Below are 16562 nucleotides of genomic sequence, written 5' to 3' on the forward strand. Positions count from 1 at the left end.
TGAAACCCTCAGTGTAAAAGACGGAATAAATTAAAAATTGAAACAATTTAAAGTTTCAACCGTATATTTAGGTAAATGAGGTGTGGAGTTGAAGTATCTAATTATCGGAATCGTTTTATCAATAACTGGTGTTTTATTATTTTTTGGTTTTTGGGGATTAAGTAAGGCTTACTTAGTGACAGGAGCAATTGGATTGTTTTTTATAGCCATGTCTGTACTTATGTCAGGTTTAATAGCTGGCCCCCACCGGATGAGGGCAGGCTTAGAAGCATCAGATTCTCCTGGCGAAAGGCAGAAACGAAAAAGAACAAGCATCGGCTCAGTTTTAATTGGTCTGCCAAATATTATGACTGCGCTGCTTCTTTATCTTTTCTTAACTATATAAGAGTTTATCAATAAAGCCTTTTTAACTAGGGGGATTTAACCTATGTGGTGGCTAGTGATTTTTATTGTTGGAATTATACTATTTGCCTTATTTATTGATTGGAGACGCAAGAAAAACAATAATAACCCTCCTGTCCCAACAAATCCTAACGCAAAACCAGGAGAAAGTTCAAATTATATGATGGGAGATAATAAAGACACAGGAGGATTTCAATAATTTCATGAACTAATTGTTAACAAACGCAGCTGCCAATCCAGGTGGCTTGTAATCAGGTACGGAACCGGCACTTATCCGCAAAAGGGTAAGTGCCTTTATTCTAAAAAAGATATAGAAAAATGAAACCTATATCTAACTCATTCGTCTTAGCATCAAAGTGAAAATGGGGTGGGGAGTGTGTGAGAAAGGTCAGGGATGAAGGCCCATTAGAAAATCGCGATGCTTGGCTGGAGTTTATCATGGATGAGTACGGTGAAAGGCTCACAAAGCTGGTTTATAACTATGTGAAGGACTGGAAGCTGGCGGAAGATATTGTTCAGGATGTATTCATTGCGTGCTACAAAAATTTTGACAAAATCGATGAAGTGATCTCCTTTAAATCATGGATTTATCGATTGACTATTAATAAATCAAAAGATGTCTTGAAGAGTTATGCGTTTCGAAAAGTAGTGATGAATTCAAGCCTGTTTGCTCTTTTTTCTTCAAAAGAATTGTCGCCGGAAAAGGATCTGCTGAAGCGCAGCGAGGAAGAATTTCTTTCCTTATGTGTATTGTCTTTGCCTGTAAAGTACCGGGAAGTGGTTACTCTCTATTATTATGAAGAATGTTCGATTGAAGAGATCCAAGGAATATTAGGCGTGAACCACAATACGATCAAAACCAGACTGAGCAGAGGCAGGTTGAAACTGAAAAAAATGATGGAGAGGTGGGGATATAATGGAGAGCAAGCTTAAGCAGCTGCGGAGGGCGATGGACTCGACGACTCACAAAGGTGACCACTTTACGGAATTTCAAAAAATGAATATTAGAAAAGCTGTCCATACATATAGAAGAGTGAAGCCAAACAGACCCAATAAATTCGTTATATTCGCCATTTCCACTTTTGCCATCTGTCTCTTAGCCTTCTTCGTTTCAACTGAGATTTTGATCAGGCAAGATCCCGAAAAGATAAGTGGCGGCATGAATAATGAATGGGAAATACGGCATGAATATAAGGTGAATCAAAATATAAAATTTAGCATATTACCCGATCCTAATCTGAAAGCAACAACGCCTTATGGCTATATTTTTAGTTTCGCAGAGCCTTTTGACACTTATAAAGGAAAAGAACTTTCCATTTCTGCCTTTCATAAAGAAACTGGTGAAAGAATACAAGTTTTACCTCATCAAGAAATAACAGAACCATCTCCTGGATACCCAGGTTTGCAGCGTTTTACGACTACATTCACACTTCCTTACGAAGGCCTGTGGAAGTATGAAGTGTATCTGGATGGCAAAGCCTATGGGGATGTAGTTGTCAGTGTGGCTGAAAAAGAGAAAGACGCCCCTATTACTCTGCCAGAGGACATACCAGATTTTGTTCAAGAGAGCGATTTTGACACTATTGATTGGGAGAGAAAAGCTGTGGAGTTCGGTGACAGGGGCATTATCGGAAATGAAAACAAGTCCGGTGTGATAGGCGCTGGCATGCCAAGTCTAAACGGCCAAAAGTGGATGTGGCATCTTTGGGGAGTTGAAGATGCAGATCTGACGATTGTTGGATTTCATAAAGAATCGCAAACTGTCCATCAAATTTTAACGAATGGAATGGGATGGACCATTCGTGCTTATGGTCCAAACAACGGGGCAGATGCGCATACACCATCATCTGTTAAAATTCCTAAAAAGGGAGAATGGGCCATTTTGCTTTATGTGGATGGGGAGTTATTCGATCAATTGATTTACGATATAAATGAATGATTATGCTTTATTATGATCTTCTTCGCAAAGATTTGAAGTTTTATTTATACGAGTTTATTGGGAGGTCTTATATGAAACCACGAATTTCAGTTATCACATTAGGTGTAGATGATTTAGAAAGGTCCTTACATTTCTATCAGAAGGGTCTTGGACTTCCAACACAGGGGATAGTAGGAAGAGAATTCGAGCATGGTGCTGTGGCGTTTTTTGATCTGCAATCAGGATTAAAACTGGCAATTTGGAATCGTAAAGATATCGCTCATGACACAAGCATGAAGCAGACAGGAATAAGCCCAACTGAATTTACAATTGGGCATAATGTTGGGAGTAAAGAAGAGGTAGATACGGTAATGGAACAGGCTGAGAGTGCGGGTGCAGTTATTACGGTTCAAGCTCAAGACACCTTTTGGGGTGGATATTCTGGATACTTCCAAGACCCAGATGGGCATTTGTGGGAAGTGGTTTGGAATCCTGCTTGGGAATTTACAGAATAAGTTCCATTGCAATGCCTTTATCAATAAATAGGTACAAGAGCTGCCGATCAAGCTTGTTGATCGGCAGCTCTTTTTTTATCCAGCCTCTTATTCTGAAAAAGCTTTTGAATAATGGACAACACCGGCAGCGTTTTTAAGAGCATTCTCCGTCAATTCCAGAGCCATGAACACTTCGTCAGGTACTTCAAACGGAGCCTGGATATTCCAAAGGCTGGCTGGCTTAAAGCCGAACTTTGGATAGTAATCCTTATGACCTAGCACGACTATGGATTGATATCCGGCCGCTTTTGCCTTGTTAAGTGCAGTTCGAATTAATTGACTGCCGATGCCTTTTCCTTGATAACCGGGAGCAACAGAAACGGGGGCAAGTGCCAGAGAATCTGCAGCTTTCCCGCCATCAGCTATGGTGATTTTTGATAGAAGTATGTGACCCACAACCTCCTTAGCCTGAGTTAACGCTACTAAAGAAAGCTCCGGAATAAATGCGTCTGAATTTCTGATTCTTTTAACAAGGAAATGTTCTGTCTTGTCGCTGTATTCTTCATTTAAAAAAGCTTTTTTGATCATTCCTTCCGTGGAATGATAGTCTGCAGGGAGTTCTTGCCGAATTAAAATATCCATTTATAGTCTCCTGTTCTATAAGTGATTTATAAAGTTCGATATAAATGGCACTTTCTCATGCAGGCAGCCATGAAGAAAGTGTTACTCCTCCAGCTCTAAACATAAATTCAACAAACAAAAACCTCCAATTTGGGATGTTTTCATTTTATTAAGTTATCTGGCAATGGTCAACGGTATCAGCACTCGTGAATAGTCGAGGAATTGCCTGCAAAGGAGAAATAGCTTTTTTATTGAATATGTAGGTAATGAGCTTAATAAAGAGGTGATGTCTGTGCTTTTTCATTATCATTTTTGGACTCCGCATGTGGAGGAAACAGAAAGATTTTACGTAAATAACGGCTTTCTTATATATCAGCGAATTGGAAAATACCAGGGGGTTTTTCAGAACTTTGATCCTCCTTTAGTGTGGGACGACTTCCGGGAGAAGAAAATCCTTTTTCGTATAATCGAAGCAAGAAAAGGGACCGTAAATATCACTTTTGGATATGGAAAGAAGGTAATATTTGACCATATAGGCTTTTGGGTATCTGAAAAAGAACAAGAGCTTATATGTCAAAATGCAGATAATATGGATTGGACTGTTGATAGGGGGGAACGAAGAACGTTTATTACAACCCCTTATTCTTTTAGGATAGAACTTCAAACAAACAAAGATATAGTAGATTCGATGACTGATAACATAAAAATAGAAGAATTAAGATTAGAAACAAAGAAAACGGGGTTAGAAGATGACCTTTCCATTATGTTTGGAAAACCTGTCAGCTCAATTAAATCGGTAATTGGTGAGACAGTTACAATCAGGGAAGCTGTTTTAAAGGGTTTCTCATCGAAACCATTAGTGGACCCTAATGGCGTAAGGATTTTGAATGGATACTGCTGATTTAATATAGGGGGAAACACTATGGGAAGAACGGTTACTTTCTCATTTAGCAGTACCCAGTATGAGGGTGCTGAGGCGACAGAGACATTTACTTTTGAAAAATTAGGCATTGACGAGAATATGGATGATAATGCCTTAGAAAAAGAATTAGAAGAAATCTTTCAAGCTTGGGTTTGGGATAAACTCAATATTTCTTATAGTATAGTAACTACCAAAGAAAAGGATAAGTTGTGATGATTCCTGTTAAATCTAACATACGATAAAAAGAGTTATTTGGCCTTTCTTGAACATTTTGTGACAATCGCTAAATTACCACCTGATTTTAGTATCAGGTATTATATTTATAACTATTCAACTGACCCCCATTCGCACAATAATGGAGAAGAAATAATTCGACGTTGAAATGGGGTATTCTTTTGAGATTTCCACAATTAAGAATTGGTCATATGAAGCCAAAATTTCCAATCATGCAAGGTGGTATGGGCGTAGGTATTTCTTTAAGTGGTCTGTCGTCAGCTGTTGCGAATGCCGGGGGGATTGGAACTATTTCTGGAACAGGAATTAGCATCGAAGATTTAAGATTGCATATAAGAAAGGCTAAGGCATCTATCAAGGGTGAGGGCTATATTGGGGTGAATGTTCTTTTTGCCATGAATGATTTTGCTGAAAAAATGAAAGCAGCGATTGAGGAAAAGGCTGATTTCATTATTTCAGGTGCTGGAATATCAAGAGATATGTACAGCTGGGGCAAAGAATCTGGCACACCGGTCATCTCGATTGTGTCATCTGCTAGGCTGGCCAAAATGTCAGAACGGCTTGGTGCTTCTGCCGTTGTGGTCGAGGGCAATGAAGCAGGAGGACATTTAGGAACTGAAAGACCGCTGTTTGATATTTTACAGGAAGTCGTGGAAGCAGTTAAGATTCCTGTCATTGCTGCTGGAGGGATTATGACAGGAAGAGATATCGCTCATGCCATTCATATCGGTGCTTCCGGTGTTCAGATGGGAACAAGATTTGTCGCAAGTCAAGAATGTGATGCACCATTATCCTTCAAAGAAAAGTATGTCCATGCCAAACAGGAAGATATCGTCATGGTGAAAACCACCGTAGGGCTGGAAGGCCGTGCCATTAAGAACCACTTTACAGAGCAGATATCTGACAATAAAAAGGTGAAAATAAAGAAATGTATCGATTGCCTGAAAAACTGCTCTTATCGCTTTTGCACAATGGATTCCTTGATAACTTCCATGGATGGGGACTGCGAGAATGGTCTCGTATTTGCGGGGGCAAGAGTCCATGAAATTAACGAAATATTGCCTGTTCAGACGATCATCAATAACCTCAAAACTGAATATGAAGCTTGTATTTAATTTTATATTGGTGCATTGCTTCAAGTCTAGCTGCCAAATAGGCGGCTTTTTTTATTTAAAGGGGTGTTTAGATGATGAAGGAATAAATCATTTAAATATAGAATACCTTTTTGAATGGGATAAAGATAAAGAATGGGTCGTGAATGGGAGAAGAAATATGGAGAATAAGGGACACAATCATGAAAAGACAGAGTAATTCTAATTCGTTAATCCTCGTAATCCACGAAATCTATGGAATAAATCAACATATTAAGAGTTTTTGCGAATTATTATCAAAGCAGGGTTTTGATGTGACTTGCCCAAATTTATTAGAGCGAGAGACACCTTTTGAATATTCTCAAGAGGAAGCCGCTTACCGTCATTTTATGGATCATGTAGGATTCGCCAGTACTGCCCAAAAAATCAAAGGTTTATTATCAGATGTTAAAGGTGAATACGAAAAAATATTTATCATTGGTTTCAGTGTAGGTGCCACAGTTGCCTGGCTGTGCTGTGAGGAGGATGGTATTGATGGAATAGTTGGCTACTACGGTTCCCGGATTAGGGACTATGTGGAGTTGACACCCAAGTGTCCTGCAATGCTATTCTTTCCGGAGGAAGAGCAGTCTTTTAATGTTGACGAGGTACTATTAACCTTGGAAAAAAAGAAAATTGAAGTACATAAATTTACAGGAAAACATGGATTCAGTGACCCTTATTCCTCTAGATATGATGCAAAATCAGAACAAGAAGCATTTAGCAAAACGATAGAATTTTTATTTCATATTGATTGAGGTATTTTAAAGCTAAAGGTGAGTGTTATCGACCTGGGAATTTTAATAAAAGGTTTACAAGCTCGTTCAATATTATTAATACAAAGATGCTAATTTAGATTAAGCGGGGATAGCATGTGTGGCTATCATTGTATTTGGCGCAGGCGGAGCCAAATGCTTTTTTTGTTTTGCTTATAAAAAGTTTGATTATTGTAAATTCAACTTAATAAGCTTACTTTTTATTATGCAGCCTCCATAAAGGATGAGGTGGGAAATGTCTATTATTTTAGGGAGAAAAATCTTAGCGTCCATTTTTAGCAGTGTGTTATTTGCACTGATTTTTTCAGTGCTAACCGGCTTTGATATGAATTCATTTGTAAATTTATATTATTTAAACTTTATGTTTGTCGTTACTTATGGAGTAATCAATTCCAGATTCAGTGACTGGTTGAGCAAGAAGCTTTTCACTTCAAACACTAATCGTGAAATTGCCTCCTTTTTTTTCCATTGTTTATTTGGTTCAGTGTTAAAAGAGCTTAGTCTTGTTTCAGCTGTCTCTTTTTTCATCATTGACCGTTTACTGACAAAAGTAAAAATAAGATGGTGGTCAGTAAGTATAGCTTTATTCGTTATAGTGCTTATATTTATCTTTGTTATTAATATTGATTTCCTATAACAAGTGCAAGAGCTGAAAACTCATTGAATTTCAGCTCTTTTTTGGTGTCAAAGGGACAATTTTGTTCAATATTGGCTGATACTCCTATGAAAGCTCAAGCTCTGCCGGTAATACTTAACTGTTTACAAAAATTATCTCGAAATAATATAATAATCTAGTGATGTATGCTTAATCTTATTTTAAGAACGGGGGACCCAATATTTACAGCGGAGTTTCCGCTTGGGGTGAATCCTATCTATGGAAGGGCTTACTGTTTCCACAGTCCTAACCCGAAAGCTAACCTCGTCAGCGTTTAAGGAAACATAAGAGAATATGAAATAGTGTGAATTGACAAAATCCGTATTTTTGGCGATTTTCTTTTTTATCAGGATCATCTTTGTTTCCCTTGCCTGCGCAGCACGTATAAAACTAAACAAGAAGGTAGGGTAATTGATGAAAAAAATTAAATTAAGTTTAGCCACTCAAATTTTCATCGGTCTTATTTTAGGGATTGCGGTTGGTGGTATTTTCTATGGAAGTGAAACGGCGCAAAGTGTCCTGCAGCCGTTTGGCGATCTTTTTATCCGCTTAATCAAAATGATCGTGGTTCCCATTGTACTATCAACGATTATTGTTGCCATTGCTGGTGTTGGAGACATAAAGTCCGTTGGTAAGCTTGGCGGGAAATCATTGGCTTATTTTATCGGCATGACCATGGTTGCCATTGTGGTTGGCCTGATTGCCGGCAATGTGATTCAGCCTGGTGCCGGCCTGAATATGGACAGCCTGCAGCAAAGTGACATTTCAAGCTATGTCGAAACCAATAAAGAGCAGGAGGGCAAGTCGATAGCGGATACATTTTTGCATATCGTACCTACTAATCCTGTACAAGCCATGGTTGAAGGAGATATGCTGGCGATTATCTTCTTTGCCGTTGTATTTGGCCTCGGAATTGCAGCAATTGGGGAAAAGGGAAAACCAGTTCTGAGATTTTTCGAAGGCACGGCAAAGGCCATGTTCTATGTGACAAACCTATTTATGAAGTATGCACCAATCGGAGTATTTGCCTTAATTGGTGTAACAATTTCCAAGTATGGTTTTGCCTCATTGATTCCATTGGGCAAGCTGGCACTTACTGTATATGGAGCCATGATATTCTTTGTTCTAGTTGTGTTAGGGATAATGGCCAAAGTTGTCGGGTTCAGCATCTTTAAATTATTGAAGATGATTAAAGAAGAATTGATTTTGGCATTTTCAACTGCAAGTTCTGAAACAGTGCTTCCGAGAATCATGGACAAAATGGAGAAAGCGGGAAGCCCGAAACATATTTCGTCATTCGTTATTCCAACAGGCTACTCTTTTAACCTGGACGGATCCGTTTTATATCAGGCCATTGCCTCTTTATTTATTGCACAGATGTTTGGAATAGAATTAAGCATAGGGCAGCAAATTACGTTAATGTTAGTACTGATGGTTACATCGAAAGGAATGGCGGGAGTGCCGGGCGTATCCTTTGTCGTGCTGCTGGCTACATTCAGCACAATCGGATTGCCTGCAGAAGGCCTTGCCTTTATTGCCGGCATCGACCGTATCCTTGATATGGGCCGAACAGCCGTTAACGTGGTGGGGAACTCACTGGCGGCGATTGTTATTGCTAAGTGGGAAGGTCAATTTAACCCTCCAGCAGAAGAAAGATTTGAGCAACAAGCTTCATAATAAATTGGAAAACACTAACAAATGGCAGCGTATTTGTTAGTGTTTTTTTGTTTCTTTGTGGCATTCCATAAAGAGAGGAAGATGGAGCAGGTTCGGACAGAAAAGCGGGAAACCAACGTGAATGAGTCCGAAGATGGAGCAAGTTCGGACAGAAAAGCGGGAAATCAACGTGAACGAGTCCGAAGGTGGAGCAGGTTTGGACAGAAAAGCGGGAAATCAACGTGAACGAGTCCGAAGATGGAGCAGGTTTGGACAGAAAAGCGGGAAATCAATGAGAAAGTCCGAAGGTGGAGCAGGTTTGGACAGAAAAGCGGGAAATCAACGTGAGAGAGTCCGAAGGTGGAGCTAGTTCGGACAGAAAAGCGGGAAACCAACGTGAATGAGTCCGAAGGTGGAGCAGGTTCGGACAGAAAAACGGGAAATCAACGTGAGAGAGTCCGAAGGTGGAGCAGGTTCGGACAGAAAAACAGGAAACCAACGTGAGAGAGTCCGAAGGTGGAGCAGGTTCGGACAGAAAAACAGGAAACCAACGTGAACGAGTCCGAAGATGGAGCAGGTTCGGACAGAAAAGCGGGAAATCAACGTGAGAGAGTCCGAAGGTGGAGCAGGTTCGGACAGAAAAACAGGAAATCAACGTGAGAGAGTCCGAAGGTGGAGCTAGTTCGGACAGAAAAGCGGGAAACCAACGTGAATGAGTCCGAAGGTGGAGCTAGTTCGGACAGAAAAACAGGAAACCAACGTGAACGAGTCCGAAGATGGAGATAGTTCGGACAGAAAAACAGGAAACCAACGTGAGAGAGTCCGAAGGTGGCTCATGAAAAGTTAATGCTGCTCCACTTTTATCAAATAGCCCTTCAGGGTCATAATTATATTATAATGGAGTAAAAACTAGGAGGAGTTAACTTGACAATGGGAAATATGGAGCTGTCACCAGAACAGCGTGAAGAACTGCTTGAAACTCTGAAAGCACGTTTTGAGAAAAACATGCACCGCCATGAAGGTGTGGAGTGGGCTGATGTTCAAGCGAAGCTCGAGGCTAATCCTGAAAAATTGTGGTCACTCAATGAAATGGAAGGGACTGAAGGTGAACCGGATGTTGTCCGCCATGATCAAGAGACCGACGAATACATATTTTATGATTGTTCAGCTGAAAGTCCAAAAGGCAGGAGAAGTATTTGTTACGACTGTGAAGCGCTGGAGGCACGGAAAAAACACAAGCCGGAAAACAGTGCTATGGATATGGCAGCTGCCATGGGCATTGAACTTTTAACAGAAGAGCAATACCGGGAACTTCAGGAGCTTGAAAATGTCGATAAGAAAACCTCGAGCTGGGTGCAAACACCTGAGAATATCAGAAAACTTGGAGGGGCTATCTTTTGTGACCGCCGCTACGACACTGTTTTTGTGTATCACAATGGAGCCGATTCCTACTATGGTGCAAGGGGTTTCCGCGGCTCGCTGAGGGTGTAGACTCATTGCAAATCTACTTCCTGGATTACACTATAACAAACAGGTTTTGTAATGTGCTGCCATTTCGGCGGCTTTTTCTTTATGAGAAAACTGGCAATTCAGTTGATAATTGTACAGGGGAAATTTAAATGTCAAAGTGTAGATGGGGGTGAATTTGCTGATCATCTAATAGGTTTAGCGGATAAAGAACCGCAAGGAAGAGCGGAGGATTTTGGCGGACCAGATGTAATGACATTAAGAGAAATGGCTGAACTGAAAATCAAACTAAATAATGAACCAAATAAAGTTTTAAGCTTATCTCTAACTGGAAAACTATATAAATCCTTTTCTGATGGGAAAAACACCAATCCTGCCCGGAAAATGGGAAAAATCACATTCGGGGAATATCTAAGTGAAAAGATAAAGGGGCAGTAGTGCACTCATACTGATTGAGGCGTTGATCCAGGAAGGGATTAACGCTATTTTTGTGGAACTACCTTAATATGCAGATATGGAATCCAGATTAAAAATTACATAATAGAGGTAATCACCTATGATTTATTTTAGATTTTGTTTTTATCAATTTTTTTTATTTTCCACGCTTTTTGTTATTAACATCAACTTTGATAAATACATCAGTAAACCATTTACTCGTGTTGATTTAATCGCCATATGTATAAGTGTGCCTATCCTAATCATTCTTTTTATCGTTGTAAGTAAGTTATATAGAAGATTCGAGGTTATTAGATTGCGAAATAAAATATTCATTTCAATCCCTATTTTTATCATATCAGTCCTATTTGTAGGGTTTCTTGAGCAGCTGTTCTTCTAAAAATCAGCTGCCGATATGGCTGCTTTCTGTACTTAAATTAAAGGGCTTTTGGGAGTGTTCAATAAGTGAAGATTGCAGGAATCAAGAAATATGTTATTTTGCTATTGGATTGAGGAGAAAACCTTAAAAGGAGAAGTAAGATGAAGACCGTTATTAGGGCTGCTATTGAAGATTTGGACAACATTGTGAATATAGACAGTGAGGTTATTGGCAATACAAGCAGACGAGATTATATTCAAAATGCCATTGAAAGAGGACATTGTATCATTGCGAAAAACCAGCAGGAGATCGAGGGATTTTTAATTTACGATACCACCTTTTTTGATTGCTCTTTTATATCATTAATTATTGTGTCACCTTCTAAGAGACGTAAAGGAAATGCTAGCTCACTGATCGATTTTATGCTGAGGACAGCTCCCACTGCAAAGATATTTTCCTCTACTAATCGTTCTAATGTTAATATGCAGAAAGTTTTTAGTGCAAATGGATTTATTCAGAGTGGTATAGTTGAAAATTTAGATGAAGGAGATCCTGAAATCATTTATTTCAAATCAAAATTGATTAATTATTAAGATGCTTTTTGTTAAAGAGAGCTGTTTTTACGCTTTGCTTTTTTAAAAAACGGGGCAGATTTGTTGAAAATGTTCATAATAAAAAGACCAATAAGAGATTTTTAAAGAGAGAAATCTAGAGTTTTAAGTAACGGATCAATTTTGAGTCGAAGGTGAAAAAATAAGATTTATTTTCATCATCAAATAAGAGTAAATATGGCTTTTCGTTTTTGGAATGATAATGATAATTTCATCAATCAAAGCATATATCCATTTGTTTTCTACTCGATGAGACGGTTCTAAGGGTATTTTAATCATATAGCCTTTGTCTGGAATTGGTTTTAAATTTTTAACAACATTATCAATTTCTTTAATTATTCTTTCAGCTTCTAATTGTATCTTAGGATTTGTTGGGACTGTTTTCGTTATCTCATTTTTTTCAATATCAAGAAGTTCAATATTCGAACTGCTTTGTGCATTTACTATGACTAGATTAATTAGCAAAAATATGTGAATGAATGAAAACAGTATTTTATGAACCACAATTTTCACCTCGGTTGTTATTATCACCATCGATAATTAAGTTATGTATGAACTTGTTGTGCTCATGAGATCTTGGGTGAAAGAGCTGTCATTTAGGCAGCTTTTTCTTACTCAGCTAACGGGGAGTTTAGTTGAAGAAGGGGTTTGGGTTAGTAATAGTGAAGAATAAAAGAACCTCAATCAGGGAGTGTGGGGGCAGAAATGATTAAAGCTGTTATATTCGATTTAGATGGAACTTTGTTAAATAGAGATGAATCAGTAAAAATGTTTATACAGAAGCAATACGAAAGACTAATTAAATTGGTAGGGCATATACCAAAAGAGACATACGTGAAAAGGTTTATTGAACTAGATAACCGTGGATATGTTTGGAAAGATAAAGTGTATCAGCAACTAGTCAATGAATTTAAGATTACTGACATTTCTTGGGATAATTTACTTCAAGATTATATAAGTCAATTTAAGAATACTTGCATCTCTTTCCCAAATCTTATTAGTATGTTAGAAGAATTAAGGGCCAATAAACTAGTTCTAGGATTGATTACTAATGGTAAAGGGCAATTTCAGATGGATAACATAACAGCATTGGGAATAAGGGATTATTTTCAAACTATTTTAGTGTCTGAATGGGAAGGCGTTAAAAAACCGGACCCTCAAATATTTAATCGGGCCCTGGACCAGCTTAATGTATTACCTAATGAAAGTATATTTGTTGGCGACCATCCAGAAAATGATGTAAAAGCTGCCCAAATTGTAGGAATGAAAGGAATTTGGAAAGCGAATTTTCAATCGAACAATATCGAAGCAGATTTTATTGTAGATGATTTGGGGGAATTACCTATAATCATTGAAAATTTAAGGCGAAAAATTATTGAGTCATGTTAAACAAACTGGGCTCGAGTTCAATGAGTGCAAACTATCTTTAGTGCCATGACTTTCAATAAACGGCGTATTTCTGTGTAATAATTGCACCTTTTTTTACTGCCTCTGCCTGAAACGTAATAACCATGGCACGACACAGTTTGAATGCAAGGTTCCTTAAAATAAAGGAATCTTGCATTTTTTTGTTGGACTCCGATTCTATAATAATATGAATTTCATTTCTTGTGATAACAAATTGTCATTTTTAAAAATAAAATTGACAATTTGTTATCACGATGATATAGTGACAATATGAAAACGTTTTCTGATCATTTTCTTGAGAACAGGGATGACAGCCGTCTTGGAAGCATCAAAGGAATGACAGGTAGGAGAGGTATTATGGATGTATTAGATAGGATAAAAGGCAGATTAATAGTTTCATGTCAGGCCCTTGAAGATGAGCCGCTTCATGATTCTTATATTATGAGTAAGATGGCTTTTGCAGCAAAGCTAGGCGGGGCTTCCGGAATTAGAGCAAACAGCGTGAAAGATATCCGTGCAATCAAGAAGGAAGTCGATCTGCCCATCATCGGGATTATCAAAAAGGATTATCCCGGCAGCGGTGTGTATATTACGGCAACGGAAAAAGAAGTAGATGACCTGTATCAGGAAGGTGCAGATATCATTGCTTTTGATGCGACAAAGCAAATCCGTCCGGATGGCAAAAGTTTTCAGGGATTTTTTGCAAAAGTGAAATCTAGGTACCCAGATCAGTTGTTTATGGCTGATATTTCTACATTAGAAGAAGCGATTGCAGCTGAAAAAGCAGGGGTTGATATTGTGGCAACCACTTTAGCGGGATATACTCCTTATTCGGAAGGAGTTGTTCCTTTGGAATTACTGGAACAAGTACTATCCCATGTTACAGTTCCTGTTATTGCGGAAGGGAATATGGATACACCGGAAAAAGCAAAAAGAGCTATTGAATTAGGAGCTCATGCAGTTGTTGTAGGAAGTGCCATTACACGTCCGAAATTAATTACTGAGAAATTTGCAAAAGCTATACAAAACTACTAGTGAAAAATTAGAAATGAGGGTGTTCGGGATGAAAGGAATTTTTACAGCGTTAATGTGTTCATTTGATGAAAACGGAAAGGTGAACGAAAAGGGATTAAGGGAGATTGTCCGTTACAATATCGATATTTCAAAGGTGGATGGCTTGTATGTCAATGGAAGTACAGGTGAGAACTTTCTGATTTCCACTGCACAAAAAAAGCAAATCTTTGAAATCGTAAAAGATGAAGCTAAAGATCAAGTGAAATTGATTGCTCAGGTGGGTTCATTAAATATTGATGAAGCAGTAGAATTAGCACAATTTGCAACAGATTTAGGCTATGATGCTATTTCAGCTGTAACACCTTTCTACTATAAGTTTGATTTCCAGGAGATTAAAGATTATTATTACACCATTTTAGAAAGCGTTAACAACAAAATGATCATCTATTCTATCCCAGCCTTAACAGGGGTTAGCATGAATCTTGAGCAATTTGGAGAGCTTTTTGAAAATGAAAAAGTGATCGGCGTTAAGTTTACAGCACCTGACTTTTTCTTACTGGAAAGACTTCGCCATGCTTATCCTGATAAGCTCATTTACTCCGGATTTGATGAAATGCTGCTTTCGGCAAGTGTCTTGAATGTAGACGGAGCGATTGGCAGTACGTTTAATGTAAATGGACAGCGTGCAAAGCAAATTTTTGAACTGGCACAAAAAGGCCAAATTGAAGAAGCAAGGAAGCTTCAAAAGGTAACCAATGATTTAATCGGCGAGATTTTAGATAACGGCTTATACCAGACGATTAAAGAGGTCCTGAAGACACAAGGCGTTGATGCAGGTGTATGCAGGAAGCCGATGAAAGCGCTTGAAGAGGACAAAGTTCAGCGTTCGAAAATGATTGCGGAAAAATATCTGTAAAATCAGGGGGATAAATGATGACTGGATCATTTGCTGTAATTGATTACGTTATATTATTTGCCTACCTATTGTTCATTCTATGGGTAGGGATTGCAGTTGCCAAAAAAGAAATGCAGGGAAAAGAGTTCTTCAAAGGGGATGGCTCTATTCCGTGGTGGGTGACATCTGTCAGCTTATTCGCAACCTTATTAAGTCCGATTTCATTCTTATCCTTAGCCGGAAACTCCTATTTAGGATCATGGGAGCTGTGGTTTGCACAATTAGGTTTATTTATTGCCGTGCCAATCGCAATTTATTATTTCCTGCCGGTTTATCGGAAGTTAAATTTAGATACAGCTTACGAATATTTAGAGCGGCGCTTTGATACAAAGCTGCGCGTCATTGGCAGTCTGCTTTTTATTGTCTATCAAATCGGGCGCATGTCCATTATTATGTATCTGCCGGCTTTGGCATTAGCGGCTGTTACAGGCATCAATGCCGTGCTGATCGTATTATTCATGGGTGTAGTGGCAACCATTTATTCAGCTTTTGGAGGGATTAAATCAGTGCTTTGGACAGACTTCATCCAGGGTATTGTCTTAATCGGCGGCGGTATTTTTGCCCTCATTATGCTGATGTTCTCCATTGATGGCGGATTTGGAGAAGTGGTCCGTGTCGGAACGCAAGACGGGAAATTCTTTACGGATACACCATTCTTTGATCCGAACTTTGTCAATAATAGTGTTCTGCTTCTTATTTTTGGTGCCGGGATTTCAACAGCATTCTCTTATATTTCAAGTCAGGATATGGTTCAGCGTTATTTAACAACTACTGACTTAAAAGAAATGAATAAAATGACTTATTTAAATGGTATTCTGTCACTTGGTACAGCAACATTGTTCTTCTTTATCGGAACAGCCTTATATACATTTTATACACAGCAGGCAGGTGCGATGCCGGAAGGAAAGGCTGACCTGATTTTTGCCAACTTTATCGTTGCTGAACTGCCGGCAGGAATTTCAGGCTTACTGATTGCCGGATTATTCGCTGCGGGACAATCAACACTTTCAACGGGCTTGAACAGTGTGGCGACAAGCTGGACATTGGATATTCAGAAAGTTCTTAAACCAAATATGAGTGATGAAAAAAGCACTAAGATGGCGCGTAATGTATCAACAATTGTAGGGATTTTCTCCATTGCTTTTGCCATAATCCTGATTTACACAGATGTAGGGGATGCTTATTCCTGGTTCAATGGATTAATGGGGTTAGTATTGGGTATTATCGGCGGTACTTTCACGCTTGGAGTCATGACGAAAAGAGCAAACGCCAAAGGGGCAATCTGTGGTTTCTTCGCAACAGCAGCCGTTGCAATCTATGTGTCTTACTTTACTGATATTACCTTATGGGCCTATTCCATTATTAATTTAATTGCTTCTATCGTGTTCGGTTATGTCTTTAGCTTATTATTCAAGCAAAAAAGCAAGGCTGAAGATGAAAATCTGACATTCTATGATAGTAAAAAACCAGCGTAAAATGGTGAGAC

21 protein-coding genes and 1 riboswitch are annotated in these 16562 nt (G+C 38.7%); of the genes, 19 read left to right on the forward strand and 2 right to left on the reverse strand.

Features of this window, described 5'->3' with window-relative positions:
• Positions 1 to 88: 88 nt before the first annotated feature.
• From IRB79_RS04485 to IRB79_RS04505, 5 genes are all read left to right on the forward strand, one after another.
• Entirely contained in the window at positions 89 to 385 is a 297-nt protein-coding gene (locus tag IRB79_RS04485) for a DUF5316 family protein (protein WP_243506949.1), read from the forward strand.
• A 42-nt stretch (positions 386 to 427) separates the two neighbouring features.
• Entirely contained in the window at positions 428 to 601 is a 174-nt protein-coding gene (locus IRB79_RS04490; protein WP_243506951.1) for a hypothetical protein, read from the forward strand.
• Between the two features lie 179 nt (positions 602 to 780).
• Complete coding sequence (locus tag IRB79_RS04495; protein ID WP_243506953.1) at positions 781 to 1335, forward strand: sigma-70 family RNA polymerase sigma factor; 555 nt, start codon at positions 781 to 783, stop codon at positions 1333 to 1335.
• Positions 1319 to 2341, forward strand: coding sequence for a DUF4871 domain-containing protein (locus tag IRB79_RS04500; protein ID WP_243506955.1), 1023 nt, complete (start codon positions 1319 to 1321; stop codon positions 2339 to 2341). The genes IRB79_RS04495 and IRB79_RS04500 overlap by 17 nt, the downstream gene beginning before the upstream one ends.
• 71 nt (positions 2342 to 2412) lie before the next feature.
• On the forward strand, positions 2413 to 2835 hold the full coding sequence (locus tag IRB79_RS04505; protein WP_243506957.1) for a VOC family protein: 423 nt from the start codon (positions 2413 to 2415) through the stop codon (positions 2833 to 2835).
• Between the two features lie 87 nt (positions 2836 to 2922).
• On the opposite strand, the gene IRB79_RS04510 is transcribed toward IRB79_RS04505, so the two are convergent.
• Positions 2923 to 3456 carry a GNAT family N-acetyltransferase gene (locus tag IRB79_RS04510; protein ID WP_243506958.1) on the reverse strand — a complete coding sequence of 178 codons (534 nt, stop codon included), beginning with the start codon at positions 3454 to 3456 and terminating at the stop codon, positions 2923 to 2925.
• A 271-nt stretch (positions 3457 to 3727) separates the two neighbouring features.
• On the opposite strand from IRB79_RS04510, the gene IRB79_RS04515 reads away from it, so the two are divergent.
• From IRB79_RS04515 to IRB79_RS04560, 10 genes are all read left to right on the forward strand, one after another.
• Positions 3728 to 4336: a hypothetical protein gene (locus tag IRB79_RS04515; protein ID WP_431833407.1), complete on the forward strand. Its 609-nt coding sequence runs from the start codon at positions 3728 to 3730 to the stop codon at positions 4334 to 4336.
• A gap of 21 nt (positions 4337 to 4357) precedes the next feature.
• Entirely contained in the window at positions 4358 to 4570 is a 213-nt protein-coding gene (locus IRB79_RS04520; RefSeq protein WP_243506962.1) for a DUF7167 family protein, read from the forward strand.
• Positions 4571 to 4734: 164 nt separating this feature from the next.
• Entirely contained in the window at positions 4735 to 5706 is a 972-nt protein-coding gene (locus IRB79_RS04525) for an NAD(P)H-dependent flavin oxidoreductase (RefSeq protein WP_243506964.1), read from the forward strand.
• A gap of 176 nt (positions 5707 to 5882) precedes the next feature.
• Positions 5883 to 6479, forward strand: coding sequence for a dienelactone hydrolase family protein (locus IRB79_RS04530; protein ID WP_431833423.1), 597 nt, complete (start codon positions 5883 to 5885; stop codon positions 6477 to 6479).
• 253 nt (positions 6480 to 6732) lie between these two features.
• Positions 6733 to 7134 (forward strand): hypothetical protein, encoded by a 402-nt coding sequence (locus IRB79_RS04535; RefSeq protein WP_243506966.1) that lies wholly within the window; start codon positions 6733 to 6735, stop codon positions 7132 to 7134.
• A 155-nt stretch (positions 7135 to 7289) separates the two neighbouring features.
• Positions 7290 to 7440: riboswitch (cyclic di-AMP (ydaO/yuaA leader) on the forward strand.
• A 126-nt stretch (positions 7441 to 7566) separates the two neighbouring features.
• The gene (locus IRB79_RS04540) at positions 7567 to 8829 is read left to right on the forward strand and encodes a cation:dicarboxylate symporter family transporter (RefSeq protein WP_243506967.1); all 1263 of its coding nucleotides are present in this window, start codon (positions 7567 to 7569) and stop codon (positions 8827 to 8829) included.
• Between the two features lie 133 nt (positions 8830 to 8962).
• Positions 8963 to 9178, forward strand: coding sequence for a hypothetical protein (locus IRB79_RS04545; RefSeq protein WP_243506968.1), 216 nt, complete (start codon positions 8963 to 8965; stop codon positions 9176 to 9178).
• 560 nt (positions 9179 to 9738) lie between these two features.
• Positions 9739 to 10299: a DUF4256 domain-containing protein gene (locus IRB79_RS04550; protein WP_243509224.1), complete on the forward strand. Its 561-nt coding sequence runs from the start codon at positions 9739 to 9741 to the stop codon at positions 10297 to 10299.
• 81 nt (positions 10300 to 10380) lie between these two features.
• Positions 10381 to 10713, forward strand: a complete 333-nt coding sequence (locus IRB79_RS04555; RefSeq protein ID WP_243506969.1) for an SDR family oxidoreductase — start codon at positions 10381 to 10383, stop codon at positions 10711 to 10713.
• A gap of 537 nt (positions 10714 to 11250) precedes the next feature.
• The gene (locus tag IRB79_RS04560) at positions 11251 to 11682 is read left to right on the forward strand and encodes a GNAT family N-acetyltransferase (protein WP_243506970.1); all 432 of its coding nucleotides are present in this window, start codon (positions 11251 to 11253) and stop codon (positions 11680 to 11682) included.
• A 135-nt stretch (positions 11683 to 11817) separates the two neighbouring features.
• Here the strand turns inward: IRB79_RS04560 and IRB79_RS04565 are convergent, their stop codons facing one another.
• Entirely contained in the window at positions 11818 to 12204 is a 387-nt protein-coding gene (locus tag IRB79_RS04565) for a hypothetical protein (protein WP_243506971.1), read from the reverse strand.
• 201 nt (positions 12205 to 12405) lie between these two features.
• Between IRB79_RS04565 and IRB79_RS04570 the strand changes: the two genes are divergently transcribed.
• The 4 genes from IRB79_RS04570 (at position 12406) to IRB79_RS04585 (ending at position 16551) form a co-directional block, all read left to right on the forward strand.
• Positions 12406 to 13089 (forward strand): HAD family hydrolase, encoded by a 684-nt coding sequence (locus tag IRB79_RS04570; RefSeq protein ID WP_243506973.1) that lies wholly within the window; start codon positions 12406 to 12408, stop codon positions 13087 to 13089.
• Positions 13090 to 13464: 375 nt separating this feature from the next.
• Entirely contained in the window at positions 13465 to 14142 is a 678-nt protein-coding gene (locus tag IRB79_RS04575) for an N-acetylmannosamine-6-phosphate 2-epimerase (protein ID WP_243506975.1), read from the forward strand.
• A 28-nt stretch (positions 14143 to 14170) separates the two neighbouring features.
• Positions 14171 to 15037: an N-acetylneuraminate lyase gene (locus IRB79_RS04580; protein WP_243506977.1), complete on the forward strand. Its 867-nt coding sequence runs from the start codon at positions 14171 to 14173 to the stop codon at positions 15035 to 15037.
• A 14-nt stretch (positions 15038 to 15051) separates the two neighbouring features.
• Positions 15052 to 16551, forward strand: a complete 1500-nt coding sequence (locus IRB79_RS04585) for a sodium:solute symporter family protein (RefSeq protein WP_243506978.1) — start codon at positions 15052 to 15054, stop codon at positions 16549 to 16551.
• Positions 16552 to 16562 lie beyond the last annotated feature (11 nt).

The organism is Cytobacillus oceanisediminis (genome assembly GCF_022811925.1).
Taxonomy (GTDB): Bacteria; Bacillota; Bacilli; order Bacillales; family Cytobacillaceae; genus Cytobacillus; species Cytobacillus oceanisediminis_D.

What these genes read in the sequence shown, in the direction of transcription:
- IRB79_RS04520 (WP_243506962.1), top strand. Translation starts at nt 4,358, where the DNA reads ATGGGAAGAACGGTTACTTTCTCATTTAGCAGTACCCAGTATGAGGGT.
- IRB79_RS04555 (WP_243506969.1), top strand. Translation starts at nt 10,381, where the DNA reads ATGAGAAAACTGGCAATTCAGTTGATAATTGTACAGGGGAAATTTAAA.
- IRB79_RS04545 (WP_243506968.1), top strand. Translation starts at nt 8,963, where the DNA reads ATGGAGCAAGTTCGGACAGAAAAGCGGGAAATCAACGTGAACGAGTCC.
- IRB79_RS04540 (WP_243506967.1), top strand. Translation starts at nt 7,567, where the DNA reads ATGAAAAAAATTAAATTAAGTTTAGCCACTCAAATTTTCATCGGTCTT.
- IRB79_RS04490 (WP_243506951.1), top strand. Translation starts at nt 428, where the DNA reads ATGTGGTGGCTAGTGATTTTTATTGTTGGAATTATACTATTTGCCTTA.
- IRB79_RS04560 (WP_243506970.1), top strand. Translation starts at nt 11,251, where the DNA reads ATGAAGACCGTTATTAGGGCTGCTATTGAAGATTTGGACAACATTGTG.
- IRB79_RS04550 (WP_243509224.1), top strand. Translation starts at nt 9,739, where the DNA reads ATGGGAAATATGGAGCTGTCACCAGAACAGCGTGAAGAACTGCTTGAA.
- IRB79_RS04575 (WP_243506975.1), top strand. Translation starts at nt 13,465, where the DNA reads ATGGATGTATTAGATAGGATAAAAGGCAGATTAATAGTTTCATGTCAG.
- IRB79_RS04580 (WP_243506977.1), top strand. Translation starts at nt 14,171, where the DNA reads ATGAAAGGAATTTTTACAGCGTTAATGTGTTCATTTGATGAAAACGGA.
- IRB79_RS04510 (WP_243506958.1), bottom strand. Translation starts at nt 3,456, where the DNA reads ATGGATATTTTAATTCGGCAAGAACTCCCTGCAGACTATCATTCCACG.
- IRB79_RS04505 (WP_243506957.1), top strand. Translation starts at nt 2,413, where the DNA reads ATGAAACCACGAATTTCAGTTATCACATTAGGTGTAGATGATTTAGAA.
- IRB79_RS04535 (WP_243506966.1), top strand. Translation starts at nt 6,733, where the DNA reads ATGTCTATTATTTTAGGGAGAAAAATCTTAGCGTCCATTTTTAGCAGT.
- IRB79_RS04570 (WP_243506973.1), top strand. Translation starts at nt 12,406, where the DNA reads ATGATTAAAGCTGTTATATTCGATTTAGATGGAACTTTGTTAAATAGA.
- IRB79_RS04585 (WP_243506978.1), top strand. Translation starts at nt 15,052, where the DNA reads ATGATGACTGGATCATTTGCTGTAATTGATTACGTTATATTATTTGCC.
- IRB79_RS04500 (WP_243506955.1), top strand. Translation starts at nt 1,319, where the DNA reads ATGGAGAGCAAGCTTAAGCAGCTGCGGAGGGCGATGGACTCGACGACT.